The organism is Brucella sp. NBRC 113783 (assembly GCF_040372265.1).
Classification (GTDB): Bacteria; Pseudomonadota; Alphaproteobacteria; order Rhizobiales; family Rhizobiaceae; genus Brucella; species Brucella teleogrylli.
The window spans coordinates 441,587-454,073 of record NZ_BAABRX010000003.1; the positions used below are offsets into that span (position 1 = coordinate 441,587).

Below are 12,487 nucleotides of genomic sequence, written 5' to 3' on the forward strand. Positions count from 1 at the left end.
AATTTGCTGTGTTATACACATACCATATACGATTCATATATAATCGCCAATGCAATTAGTTCGTACCCTGCACGGCTGTGCATATTTTCGCAACAAACAGAACAATTGAACTATTTCTGAAAAATTCAGAATGAATTTTGCAAAACCGTTGACAGCTATCGATAAAAGGCAAAGACTGTGCACACGTTTGCAAAAACGTCGGCGTGGAGGCGTCGTAAAACGGGAGGGAAAGAATGCGTTCGACATTTTTGGTTACGGCGCTTGCCGCTGGCATTTCGTCAATGGCTTTTGCGGCCCAAGCGGCTAGCAATCTCAATCTGATTTGTTCGGCAGATGTAGTGATCTGCGAGCAAATGAAAAACATGTTCGAAAAAGACACCGGCATCAGTGTAAACATGGTGCGACTTTCTTCAGGCGAAACCTATGCCAAGGTTCGCGCAGAGGCCCGCAATCCAAAAACAGATATCTGGTGGGCGGGCACGGGCGATCCCCATTTGCAGGCCGCTGGCGAAGGGCTGACGCTCGAATATAAATCACCGATGCTTGATCAGTTGCAGGATTGGGCCAAGAAGCAGGCGGAAAGCGCGAACTATCGCACGGTTGGCGTCTATGCCGGCGCGCTCGGCTGGGGCTACAATACCGATATTCTTGCCAAGAAGCAGCTCAAAGAACCAAAATGCTGGGCTGACTTGCTGGATGCGTCCTACAAGGGCGAAATTCAGATGGCCAATCCCAACTCTTCCGGCACGGCCTATACGGCGCTTGCAACGCTGGTGCAGATCATGGGCGAAGACAAGGCCTATGATTACCTCAAGAAGCTCAATGAGAACGTCTCCCAATATACCAAATCAGGCTCGGCACCAGTCAAATCCGCCGCGCGTGGTGAAACCGGCATTGGTATCGTTTTCATGCATGATGCGGTGTCGATGACTGCCGAAGGTTTCCCAGTCAAATCCGTCGCGCCGTGTGAGGGCACCGGTTACGAAATCGGTTCCATGTCCATCATTAAAGGCGCGAAGAACCTCGACAATGCCAAGAAATGGTATGACTGGGCGCTGACCGCGGAAGTACAATCTCATATGAAGGATGCCAAATCCTTCCAGCTTCCATCGAACAAGTCTGCCGAAGTGCCGAAGGAATCGCCGCGCTTCGAAGACATCAAACTCATCGATTATGACTTCAAGACCTATGGTGACCCTGCAAAACGCAAGGAGCTCTTGGAGCGCTGGGACAAGGAAATTGGCGCGCACGCCAACTGATGGGTTTTAAACCTTCGATCACCGTTTGAACGCGTTGCCGCTTCCGGCAACGCGTCTGCCTGAATGGCGTTGCAGCTAACGCTTCGCCGTTCGTCGCAACAATTCCAAGACCCGAAATGAAGCGGACGCACTATGGTACAGCAAAACCGCAGACTGGATATTGTTCTCGCATTTGCGCTGGTGGCCTTCGTCTTACTGCCCTGGTATCGGATAGAAGACGGCTTTCTTGGTTTTGGCTGGCTTGGCGACCTGTTCAGCGAAAGCACAACTGCACCCGGCATCCTGCAAATCGTTGCTTTTTCCCGTCCCTGGCTCGGCGTGGCGGCGGCCCTTATGCTTGTTTGTGCAATTGCCCGCATAGCCTTGCCTGTCGGCAGGCGCAGTTCCATTTTGATCTGGGCAAGCCTTTTTGGTCTGGGGTTTCTCGTCCTTCAAGGGCTGGCCGTTGGCGGTTCCGGTTGGAATTGGACAATCAGTGAAAGTCTCTTTGGCACGCTCGCCGATGGACAACCAGCCTTTGGTGCAGGCGCAATCCTGACCTCTCTCTGCTTTTTGCTAATTTTCGCATTCGGTCTTGCTGAACGTGGCGTGATGAAAGGCGATGCTTTCGTCGTTTCCTCCATTACCTTGCTCGTCGCATTGGTAGGTGTATTTGTCTTCTACCCGGTGCTCAGCATGTTTGTCGGTTCCGTTCAGGACTTCGACGGTTCATTCAAGCCGGAGGGGTTCATCGGAAACATACAAGATTCCTCCATCTGGAGCCTCGCCTGCGTGGTGGGGGAAGGCCGCTGCGGTGTCGCATGGCGCACCTTATGGCTTGCACTGATGACGGCCTCTGGTTCTACAATCATGGGCCTTGCCTTTGCCCTGGTGGCGACGCGCACAAACTTCCCTTTCAAGAAAGGGCTTCGACTTCTCACCATCCTTCCAATCATCACGCCGCCTTTCGTCGTCGGTTTGGCCCTTACCTTGTTGTTCGGGCGCGCGGGCGTGGTCACGGAACAGATCTCAAACATATTCGGTGTCGAGCCGGGGCGTTGGCTCTACGGCCTGACCGGCATCTGGATTGCGCAGGTTCTTTCCTTTACGCCGATTTCATTTCTGGTCCTCATCGGCGTTGTTGAGGGTGTGTCGCCGTCGATGGAGGAAGCGTCGCAAACCTTGCGCGCAGACCGCTGGCGCACTTTCCGAAGGGTCTCGCTGCCATTGATGGCACCGGGCCTTGCCAACGCCTTCCTTATCGCTTTCATCGAGAGCATGGCCGATTTCGGCAATCCGATGGTTTTGGGCGGCAGCAACGGCGTGCTGTCGACGGAAATCTTCTTTGCAGTGGTGGGTGCGCAAAATGATCCATCGCGCGCAGCTGTCCTCGCCATGGTGTTGCTGTGTTTCACGCTCACCGCATTTCTTATCCAGCGCCTTTGGCTCGCGGGCAAAAATTTCGCAACCGTGACCGGCAAGGGCGATTCAGGCATGCATGCCGCCTTGCCACACGGGTTGAAAGTCGGCGTCTATGCGCTGGTTATTCCGTGGATGATATTCACCGTCATCGTCTATCTCATGATCCTTATCGGCGGCTTTGTACGCCAGTGGGGGCTCGATAATACATTGACGCTGGAGCATTATACCCGCGCCTTCTCCATTGGCTGGACCGAGACCGGCATTGCATGGACCGGTGTTGCATGGAACTCGTTCTGGACCACCATGAAAATCTCGCTGATCTCAGCGCCGCTCACAGCCGCTGTTGGCTTGCTCACCGCATATCTGATTGTTCGGCAACGCTTTGTCGGCCGCAATCTGTTCGAATTCGCATTGATGCTGAGCTTTGCAATTCCGGGCACGGTGATCGGTGTCAGCTACATCATGGCGTTCAATCTGCCGCCGCTCGAAATGACCGGCACTGCAGCAATCCTCATCGCCTGCTTCGTTTTCCGCAACATGCCTGTCGGCGTTCGGGGCGGCGTCGCTGCAATGAGCCAACTCGACAAAAGCCTTGATGAAGCTTCCCTGACCTTGCGGGCAAACAGCTTCCGCACCATTCGCAAGGTCATTCTGCCACTCCTGCGCCCCGCCATAACCGCAGCGCTGGTGTATTCCTTCGTGCGCGCGATCACATCGATCAGCGCCGTCATCTTTCTGGTGTCCGCGCAGTATAACATGGCGACATCCTACATCGTCGGACTGGTTGAAAATGGGCAATTCGGGGTCGCCATTGCCTACTCCTCAATGCTGATTGTGGTGATGATCGTCATCATCACCGGCTTTCAGTTGCTTGTCGGAGAACGAAAACTCAGGCGAGAAAATCGTGTCGCCGCTGTCACGCCGATCAAATCCGCCAATCAGGAGAAAGTAGCATGACGACGATCCGCCCCGGCTCCGTCACATTCGAGAATGTCTCCAAGAAATTTGGAAACTTCACCGCCCTGCCCGATTTGTCCCTGATTGTCGAACCGGGAACGCTGGTCACTCTGCTTGGCCCTTCAGGCTGTGGAAAGACCACCACATTGCGATTGCTTGCGGGGCTGGAACACCCAAGCTCGGGCCGCATTCTGATCGGCGGCAAGGATGTTACCAATCTGCCAGCCAATGAACGCGATGTTTCGATGGTGTTTCAGTCCTACGCACTGTTTCCACATATGAATTCGCTGGATAACGTCGCCTATGGGCTGGAATCTTCCGGCATCAAGAAAGCCGAAGCCCGCGATCGAGCAGAAGAAGGACTGAAGCTGGTTGGTTTGGGCGGCATGGGCCACCGACTGCCCGCCGAGCTTTCGGGCGGACAACAGCAGCGCGTGGCCGTGGCGCGTGCTCTGGTGCTGGAACCACAAGTGCTGCTTCTCGACGAACCGCTATCCAACCTCGATGCACGGCTTCGGCGGCGCGTGCGCACGGAAATCCGCGAATTGCAGCAACGGCTTGGTTTCACGGCAGTCTATGTAACGCATGATCAAGATGAAGCACTGGCCGTATCCGATACGATCATCGTAATGAAGGATGGTAATATTGCGCAGAAAGGCACACCGCGTGAACTCTATGAGTCACCGGCATCGGCTTTTATCGCGGACTTCATGGGCGAGGCCAATGTCGTGCCCTGCGAAGTGATCGCCACCGAGAATAACGAGGCCGTCATACGCATTGGCGCAATGACCCACCGTGTCGCTGCGCGTAACGCCAAAACAGGGGCCGCACAACTGGCGATCCGACCGAACGCCGTTAACCTGCAGCCGCTCGCCGGAGGCGATTTTCCGGGGCGCGTGGCGCATGCCGCTTATCTTGGCGATCACATCGAGTATGAGATCGAAACCGAACATGGCAAGCTCTTCATAGTTGACCCCGAAGCGGAACAGGCCTTGCCAACGCTCACGGATGTCTCGATACACTTCAAGTCACGCGGGCTTGCGCTTATCAATCAATAGCCCGCCAAAACGTGCCGATTATCACTCTTGCCGGAAGCAAAGAATGACCAACAATCTCCAATACGACCTGGAAAAGCGGCTGGCGCTTGCCAAAGACATTGCGCAGGCGGCTGGCGCCAAGGCGCTCGACTACTTCAACAATCGCGAAGCGCTGACCATAGAATTCAAACGTGATCCCCAAGACGTTGTGTCCATTGCTGATCGGGAAGTGGAGCAGCTTATTCGCACGCTTGTTTCCGAAAAATTTCCGGAAGACGGGTTTCTTGGCGAGGAATACGGACTGAACGACGGATCATCGGGCTTTACCTGGGTTGTAGACCCCATTGATGGAACAAGCCCTTTCGTAAACGGTATGCCAAACTGGTGTGTGTCGATTGCCGTTTTGAAAGACGGCGAGCCTGTCATTGGCGTTATCAAGGCACCCTGTTTCGATGAGCTCTATGCATCGGCAAAAGGTCTTGGCGCGACGCTGAATAGCAAGAAACTGGCGCTCGATTCAACGAAGACACTTCAAAACGCAGTCACAGGCATTGGCGCAAATAACTATGTCACTCCGCAAAACGTGGCGAAGATCGTCGAAAATCTGCTGGAAGCCGGTGGCACTTTCATACGCAACGGGTCGGGCGCCCTAATGATCGCCTATGTGGCGGCAGGCAGGCTTGTCGGCTACTACGAGCCTTACATGCACGCATGGGATTGCATGGCTGGGTTTTGCCTCGTGCGCGAAGCTGGCGGGTACACCCATCCATTCCCTGTGAACGGCGAGAATATCCTGAAAGGCCATCCTGTATTTGCAGCCGCCCCCGGCGCTGTCGATGATCTGAAAAAGGTCGCTGGACTTTGACACCGTGTTCCGGTGTGTGGCAACCGCGCTATTTGACCGCTTGGAGGAAGAGGAAGGTTACGGCCGCCTTTCTCCCCATTTGGGGCCTTCGTATGGACCTTCCAGCCAGTATTTCGCTCCAAGCGACAGGCTCATCGTTTGATCGCCAAGCTTCACGATCTTTGAGAATGCCCCCGACACTGGCACAGTCCATTGATCGGCTGTCCAGTCATAGTCAGCTTCAAGATTTGCCGAAATTGTTCGTCCCTTGCCGATATGCCAGCCCATAAACGGCTGGAGTTCGGTTCGGTTCATGTCCGGCCTGCTATCCGCCCCAAGAACGGACCAGATATGGTTTACCGAGAGGCCAGTCGTGATTGCACTTGTTTGATAAAGCAGCAAACCCGATGGCCCGAGAGAGAACTTACCAGACCCCAGCAAGTCGTCTGCCGCCGTTGGGAACGAGAACAGCGGCCCTATCGCCCCTATGAATGGGCCATGGGCGGATGGAGTCAAAGAGAACGTACGTTATTGTCACCGATCTCGAAAGTGCTGCCTACCTCGCCAAACGGGTTACAAATAGACTAACGGAATATCGGTGTGGGAAATAACGTTCCAGCGATCATTGAACCGCATAGGAATGACTGGTTCGATATCGAGAGAGAGAAGCCCCGCACCTTTCCGCTTCCACGACCAAAAACAATATCAGAATGAACTGGCACACTGATCATGAAGGAAGCGGGGTTGGAGACTTTCCGCGCCAATTCATCGATATCGTCGCTCGCAGACTGTGCAAATGATGGAGCCGATAAGACGAAAATACCAATCGCGAGACCCATGACATTCCGTATGGCAATGAACATGGCTAACGCGAAGCGAAATCCCATATGCCCGACTTTCTTACCTATGCTTGACTGGACACGAGATATGCTACTTCGCTGCGGCCTGGGAGAACGCCACGCCAATAATCCGGTCTCCATCCAGCTGGTACACCAGCGACTGCTCAACTGCCGCACCTGAAACTTTATGTTCGTTCGAATAACGCGCAAATTGCTTGGCGCTTACCTTGCCGAACCGCTTTTCGAGCGCATGTTTGTTGTCTTTCAAGGCAGGGACAGGCAATTTGAGGTTCGTCAGATCAATGCGAGGCTGTCCGCATTTCGCAGACTTGTCCGTTATAATCTCCGCCGAGATCAAATTGAGAATGGCCTCCTGACCTTTCGTCTTGTTCATCCCGTCCGAAATGAACCAGATACGACGGGGCAAATTATCGCCGCCATCGGTTCGGTCATTGCCAATGTTCCGCCAGATTGTACCAACGTTGTGGTCAACGGCATAAGTTATAAGGACTGCAACGGAAACTGGTTCGAGCCAAAGTATAACGGACACAGTGTCGTCTATGTCGCGGTGGCTCCGCCGAAGTAATATTAATTCTGGTCATCCGCTTCGCCGTCACAGGCGAAGCGGATGACGTTCCAACAGAAATGCTGGTGGGCGTTCTGCGACCCATTTCAATATCGGCGTGATATCAATCTGCGCTGCTTCTCACGCTCTCTCAATAACGCGAATGCGCTGCCCGCCGCCAATGTCGATGAATTGCGTGGGCGGTGGTATCTGGTGGACATCATGCCCACCAAAACCCTGCGGATAGAACATATAGCCTTCTGGCGCCGGCGGCGCTGCGCCATCGTCGAGCAGACGCCCACCGGAAAGTTCGGTCATCGGATCGGGAATAGCTGAGATCAATCGCCTTGTGTAAGGGTGGGTGGGGTTGGAGAAAATCCGGTCCCATGGCCCGCTTTCGACGATTTGCCCGAAATACATCACCGCCACGCGGTCGCTCATATGCTCCACGACGCTGAGATCGTGGCTGATCATGATATAGGACAGGCCAAGCCTTTCCTTCAATTCCAGCAACAGATTGATGATCTGCGCGCGAATGGAAACATCAAGTGCCGAAACAGGCTCATCAAGGACAATCACCTTCGGATTGAGCAACAGCGCCCGCGCAATGCCGATGCGCTGACGCTGACCGCCGGAAAACTCATGCGGGAAACGTTTCGCATGCTCGGGTTTGAGACCAACAAGCCGCAAAATATCTTCGACCCGCCCGTTAACTTCGCTGCGCGATGCCACCCCATGCAGCCGCAAAGGCGCAGCGAGTGATGTATAAACGGTCTGGCGCGGATTGAGCGAAGCGAACGGGTCCTGAAACACCATTTGCGCCATTTGCGAGCGTTCAAGCCGCGATGGCTCGTTCTTGCCAGTGATCGGACGGCCTGCAAAGTAAATCTCGCCGCTCGTCGGCTTTTGCAACCCGACAATTGAAAGCGCAAGGGTGGATTTCCCACAGCCGGATTCGCCAACGATCGACAGGCACTCGCCCTTATTGAGCGTCAGGCTGAGATTGTTGACAGCGCGCAGCAACTGCCTGGAACGGCTGAATAGTCCACCGCTGACGGGAAAATAGACGCATAGATCGTCAATAGTAACGAGCGCATCGGTCGTCTGGGTTGAACGCATGTCATTCATGATGAAAACACCTCACCACACCCATATCCTGAAGCGGAGTCCAGCCGGGCTTTTCCGCACGGCATATTTCGGTTGCGCGTGTGCAGCGGGGCTCAAACCGGCAGCCTTTTGGAAAGGCGGAAATAGATGGCACGACGCCTTCGATTTCCTGAAGTCGCCGTTGACCTTCCTTCTGGCGCGAACCGAGTTGTGGCAGCGATGCCAGAAGTCCGTGCGCATAGGGATGCGACGGATGTCGGAACAGCCCCGCCGTTATGCGCTCCTCGACCAGATGCCCGGCATACATGACGCCAACACGACGGCACATTTTGGCAATGACGCCCAGATCGTGGCTGATCATCAGCACAGACGTTCCTCTGGCGGTGCAAAGATCCTGCATCAGACGCAGAATTTCCGCCTGTACCGTCACGTCGAGTGCTGTGGTCGGTTCGTCGGCAATCAGAAGATCGGGATCACAGGCCAGCGCAATCGCAATCATCACGCGCTGGCGCATGCCGCCCGACATCTGATGGGGATAGCTTTTGACCCGTTGATCGGGTGCCGGAACCTGAACACTTGCAAGCGCTTCGACGGCCCTGCGTTCAGCCTCATGCCATGTCGCGCCCTGATGCAGCACAAACATTTCCGCGATCTGCCGCCCTACCGGCGATAGGGGGTTGAGTGCCGTCATCGGCTCCTGGAAAATCATGGCGATACGATTGCCCCGCAGCTTGCGCAACTGGCGGGACGGCAGGGCAGCCAGATTCTGCCCTTTAAAGCGTATGGCGCCGCCGGTAATCGCCAGCGGTTTGCGCAGCAAGCCGATCATCGACAAGGCCGTTATGCTTTTACCACACCCGGATTCCCCCACGAGGCCGAAGGTTTCACCCGCGCCAATGGTAAAAGACACGTCTTCCACCACATTGTGCCGGGAAGAACCGGAAACGATATCGATGCGAAGGTTTTCCACCTCCAAAAGTGCTTCTTCGCTCATACCTTGCGTGTCCTCATATGCGGGTCGAGCCAGTCGCGCAGCCCATCGCCAAACAGATTGAGGCCGAGCACGGTGAAGAAAATCGCCAGACCCGGAAAGATTGCCGCCCATGGCGCGCTGACGATCAGTTCGCGGGCGTCGGTCAACATATTTCCCCAGCTTGGATCTGGCGGGCTGATACCGAGCCCGAGATAGGAAAGTGCCGCCTCTGCAAGGATGGCGTCGCCCATGCCAAGCGTGCCGATAACGAGGATCGGTCCGATCATATTCGGCACGATCTGCGTGATCATGATGCGAATATCGCTGTAGCCGAGCATCTTTGCAGCCTGCACATAGCCCTGCTTCTTGAGGGAAAGCGTGGAACTGCGGGCAATGCGGCACGTCCATGACCAGTTTGTCAGCCCAAGCGCCAGCAAGAGACTTGGCAGGCCCGGACCGAGAACCGCCATGATGGCGAGCGCAAAGATCAGTGACGGGATTGCAAGCATCAGATTGGTCAACCCGTTGACAAAATCATCCCACCAGCCGCCGAAATAGCCAGCCGATATGCCAAAGCTAAGGCCGATCACCGTGTTGATGCACTGTGAGACGATACCAACCGTCAGAGACACTTGCGCGCCATAGAGAATACGCGAATAGACGTCTCGCCCCTGTGCGTCGGTCCCGAACCAGAACTGGGCGTCGGGCGGCAGTTCGGCATTCATCAGGTCGGCATCAAGAACCGGATTATAATGCGCCAGCAGCGGTGCAAAGACTGCCGCCATCAAAATGATGATGCATACCAGCCCGCCGAATATGAGATTGAAACGGAGCTTCATGGGCGTCACTCGTGGCTGATACGCGGGTCGATGACCGCGTAGAGAATGTCAACGATCGTATTGATGACGAGGAACCATAAAACGATCACGAGAATTGCACCCTGCACCACCGGGATATCGCGCAGCGAAACACTGTCGATCAATAATGAACCAAGCCCCGGCCAGGAGAAAAGCTTTTCCACCACCACGGCCTGCCCCATCATCGATCCGAATTGCAGACCGATGGTCGTGATGATCAGCACCAGCGCATTGCGCATGACGTGCCATTTCACCAGCCTGAAACTGTTCATGCCCTTTGAACGCGCCGTGCGGATAAAATCGGCCCCCATCACTTCCAGCACGGCTGCACGGGTGGTTCTCGCCAGCAACGCCAAGGGCGCAACGCCCAAAGTCAGAGCAGGCAGGATGATATTGCGTATGCCTCCATCGCCATAACCGAAGCTTGGTAACCAGCCGAGTGTCAGCGCAAACAGATACATCGCCAGCAAACCAAGCCAGAATTGCGGCATGGAAAGGCCCGACACCGCGCCGATCATGGTCGTGCTATCGAGTATGCTTCCGGGCTTGAGCGCGGCCAGAAAGCCCAGCGGCACACCGATCAAAATCGCAAGTCCCATGGCCGCAAAGGCGAGCTTCAATGTCGGCCACATGCGCTCCTGAATAAGCGAAACAACGGGCTGCCGCGAGCGATAGGACGTACCGAGATCGAACTGCGCCAATTGCACGAGATAATTGCCAAAACGCACGTGAACGGGTTTGTCGAGACCGAATTCCTGCGTGATTTTTTCGACCAGTTTCGGGTCGCTCGTGCCTTTGCCACTGGCGACGAGGCCGGAAGCAATACTGCCCGGAACAACGCTGAATATGACGAAGACCAGCAACGATACCGCCAGAACTGTCGGTATCATCTGCAAGACGCGGCGGACAATAAAATAGAGCACGCAGTCCTCCTTTCGGATCAGCGATGAAACGCCGGAGCAAAGGGGATTTGTGGCCCGCCCGAAAACGAGCGGGCCGATCCATGGAAGCTCGGATTAACGACCGGACGGAACCGTGTCGTCGACCCAAAGCTTTTCATAGGACTGAATTGCAATCTCGGCCGCATTTGGCTGCAAACCATGCAGCCATGGCTGATGCGCCATGACAGCCTTGTTATAGTTGAAGAACCAGACTGGCGCTTCGTCCTGCAACAGATTGTTGGCTTTCTTCAGAAGCTCATTCTTCTCTTCGTCGGTTTTGGCTGCTTTCGCGGCATCGACAATCTTGTCGAATTCCGCGTTGGAGAACTTCTGATAGTTACAGGCCGACTGCGGTGTCGTGGAATAGAAGCACTGCATCGCCGTCAATGCGTCCGGGCCGCTTTCCAGCGACCACATATAGGCCTGGAAATTACCGGCTGGAACCACATCGGCAAGAACCGATGCTTCGACAGGCTTTGCTTTCACCTTGATCCCAACCTTTGCGAGCATCGGGATGATGGCCTGAACAATGGTCAAGCCCCAGCTTTCATTCTGCGTGGCAGTGAGTTCAAATTCGAAACCATCCGGATAACCGGCCTCTGCGAGCAGAGCCTTTGCCTTCTCGGGGTCATAGGGGTAGGGCTTGGCATCCTTGTCGAAAGCAGGCGACGAGTTCGGGAGCCAGCCAACCGCACGGTAAGCCTTATCCTTGACGAGACGCTTGATGATCAGATCACTGTCGATGGCATAGTTGATCGCCTGACGGACGCGCTTATCCTGAAACGGTTTGAAATCGGGGTTGAAGCCGACGGCACGCGTATAGGCTTCAGCAACTTCGAGCATGTTTTTGCCGAGTTCCGGATCCGCGCGATAGGTGCTGTATTGTGCCGGCCCGAGCACGGCCACATCGATTTCCTTGTTGCGGAAGGCAACATCGCGCGCTGCCGCATCGCCCATGATCATGATATTGATCTTGTCGGCGTAGGGCTTGCCGTTATCGTAATATTTGTCCCACTTCTCGACCGTCAGACGCGAGCCGGGCACATATTCGGCAAACTTGTAAGGTCCAAGACCGATCGGATGGCGCTGAAACTCTTCGCTGTCGCCCTGACCCACAGGATAGATTGCGGTATTGTTGCGCATGAACTGGAAGCCCGGATCAATCGGCTGCTTCAACGTGATTTCCAGCGTGTGATCGTCGATCTTCTTCAGACCCGAAATTTCCTTGGCCTTACCCTGTGCATAATCCTCAGCGCCCTTGATTTCCGCAATATAGCGCGCTGGAGGCATGGCCTTCTTCGGGTCCATTATCCGGGTGTAGCTCCAGATAATATCATCTGCCGTCAATGGCTTGCCGTCATGGAAAAATGCATCCTGACGCAGCTTATAAGTATAGACGAGCTTGTCGTCCGAAACACCTACATCTGTCGCCAGCGCCAGAACCGGCTTGTTCAGATCCGCATCCCAGTCATAGAGCGTGCGATGAATGGCCTTGGCGTAGAATTCGTCCTGTGTTGCAGGCGAAGCCTGAATATCCAGTGTCGAAAAGCTGTCGCCATAAGGCGCAACGAAGTTGACGACGCCTCCCGAGCGCGGCGTATCGGCAGCAAAGGCCGCAGTTCCGGCCAACAATGCGACGGACACCGCCGCAAGCAACGCAAATTTCCTCATGATCTTCCCCTTCTGATTTTTGTAGATCGGATGAAT

Annotated in this window: 11 protein-coding genes; 4 read left to right on the forward strand and 7 right to left on the reverse strand. The window is 55.0% G+C overall.

Annotated features, from left to right (window positions below; all coding sequences use genetic code 11):
* Nucleotides 1–233 precede the first annotated feature (233 nt).
* The 4 genes from ABWW11_RS12565 to ABWW11_RS12580 all read left to right on the forward strand — a co-directional run bounded on the left by ABWW11_RS12565 (nt 234) and on the right by ABWW11_RS12580 (nt 5,519).
* Nucleotides 234–1,259: an ABC transporter substrate-binding protein gene (locus ABWW11_RS12565; protein WP_109365954.1), complete on the forward strand. Its 1,026-nt coding sequence runs from the start codon at nt 234–236 to the stop codon at nt 1,257–1,259.
* 132 nt (nt 1,260–1,391) lie between these two features.
* A complete protein-coding gene (locus tag ABWW11_RS12570; protein WP_319080693.1) occupies nt 1,392–3,617 on the forward strand; it encodes an ABC transporter permease in 2,226 nt (741 codons plus the stop codon).
* Entirely contained in the window at nt 3,614–4,675 is a 1,062-nt protein-coding gene (locus ABWW11_RS12575) for an ABC transporter ATP-binding protein (RefSeq protein WP_109365952.1), read from the forward strand. The genes ABWW11_RS12570 and ABWW11_RS12575 overlap by 4 nt, the downstream gene beginning before the upstream one ends.
* A 43-nt stretch (nt 4,676–4,718) precedes the next feature.
* The gene (locus tag ABWW11_RS12580; RefSeq protein ID WP_109365951.1) at nt 4,719–5,519 is read left to right on the forward strand and encodes an inositol monophosphatase family protein; all 801 of its coding nucleotides are present in this window, start codon (nt 4,719–4,721) and stop codon (nt 5,517–5,519) included.
* Between the two features lie 57 nt (nt 5,520–5,576).
* Here the strand turns inward: ABWW11_RS12580 and ABWW11_RS12585 are convergent, their stop codons facing one another.
* The 7 genes from ABWW11_RS12585 to ABWW11_RS12615 form a co-directional block, all read right to left on the reverse strand.
* On the reverse strand, nt 5,577–5,813 hold the full coding sequence (locus tag ABWW11_RS12585) for a hypothetical protein (protein WP_109365950.1): 237 nt from the start codon (nt 5,811–5,813) through the stop codon (nt 5,577–5,579).
* A 615-nt stretch (nt 5,814–6,428) separates the two neighbouring features.
* Nucleotides 6,429–6,731, reverse strand: a complete 303-nt coding sequence (locus tag ABWW11_RS12590; protein WP_181375972.1) for a hypothetical protein — start codon at nt 6,729–6,731, stop codon at nt 6,429–6,431.
* Between the two features lie 312 nt (nt 6,732–7,043).
* Nucleotides 7,044–8,030 carry an ABC transporter ATP-binding protein gene (locus ABWW11_RS12595; protein ID WP_109365948.1) on the reverse strand — a complete coding sequence of 329 codons (987 nt, stop codon included), beginning with the start codon at nt 8,028–8,030 and terminating at the stop codon, nt 7,044–7,046.
* On the reverse strand, nt 8,023–9,003 hold the full coding sequence (locus ABWW11_RS12600) for an ABC transporter ATP-binding protein (protein WP_319080694.1): 981 nt from the start codon (nt 9,001–9,003) through the stop codon (nt 8,023–8,025). Before ABWW11_RS12600 ends, ABWW11_RS12595 begins: the two co-directional genes overlap by 8 nt.
* Nucleotides 9,000–9,821, reverse strand: a complete 822-nt coding sequence (locus tag ABWW11_RS12605; protein ID WP_109365946.1) for an ABC transporter permease — start codon at nt 9,819–9,821, stop codon at nt 9,000–9,002. The genes ABWW11_RS12600 and ABWW11_RS12605 overlap by 4 nt, the downstream gene beginning before the upstream one ends.
* Nucleotides 9,822–9,826: 5 nt before the next feature.
* Nucleotides 9,827–10,762, reverse strand: a complete 936-nt coding sequence (locus ABWW11_RS12610; protein WP_109365945.1) for an ABC transporter permease — start codon at nt 10,760–10,762, stop codon at nt 9,827–9,829.
* A 93-nt stretch (nt 10,763–10,855) separates the two neighbouring features.
* On the reverse strand, nt 10,856–12,451 hold the full coding sequence (locus tag ABWW11_RS12615; protein ID WP_109366416.1) for an ABC transporter substrate-binding protein: 1,596 nt from the start codon (nt 12,449–12,451) through the stop codon (nt 10,856–10,858).
* Nucleotides 12,452–12,487 lie beyond the last annotated feature (36 nt).

Coding starts and splice junctions, on each gene's coding strand:
- ABWW11_RS12565 (WP_109365954.1), top strand. CDS start 234: ATGCGTTCGACATTTTTGGTTACGGCGCTTGCCGCTGGCATTTCGTCA.
- ABWW11_RS12575 (WP_109365952.1), top strand. CDS start 3,614: ATGACGACGATCCGCCCCGGCTCCGTCACATTCGAGAATGTCTCCAAG.
- ABWW11_RS12595 (WP_109365948.1), bottom strand. CDS start 8,030: ATGAATGACATGCGTTCAACCCAGACGACCGATGCGCTCGTTACTATT.
- ABWW11_RS12580 (WP_109365951.1), top strand. CDS start 4,719: ATGACCAACAATCTCCAATACGACCTGGAAAAGCGGCTGGCGCTTGCC.
- ABWW11_RS12590 (WP_181375972.1), bottom strand. CDS start 6,731: ATGAACAAGACGAAAGGTCAGGAGGCCATTCTCAATTTGATCTCGGCG.
- ABWW11_RS12585 (WP_109365950.1), bottom strand. CDS start 5,813: ATGAACCGAACCGAACTCCAGCCGTTTATGGGCTGGCATATCGGCAAG.
- ABWW11_RS12605 (WP_109365946.1), bottom strand. CDS start 9,821: ATGAAGCTCCGTTTCAATCTCATATTCGGCGGGCTGGTATGCATCATC.
- ABWW11_RS12600 (WP_319080694.1), bottom strand. CDS start 9,003: ATGAGCGAAGAAGCACTTTTGGAGGTGGAAAACCTTCGCATCGATATC.
- ABWW11_RS12570 (WP_319080693.1), top strand. CDS start 1,392: ATGGTACAGCAAAACCGCAGACTGGATATTGTTCTCGCATTTGCGCTG.
- ABWW11_RS12615 (WP_109366416.1), bottom strand. CDS start 12,451: ATGAGGAAATTTGCGTTGCTTGCGGCGGTGTCCGTCGCATTGTTGGCC.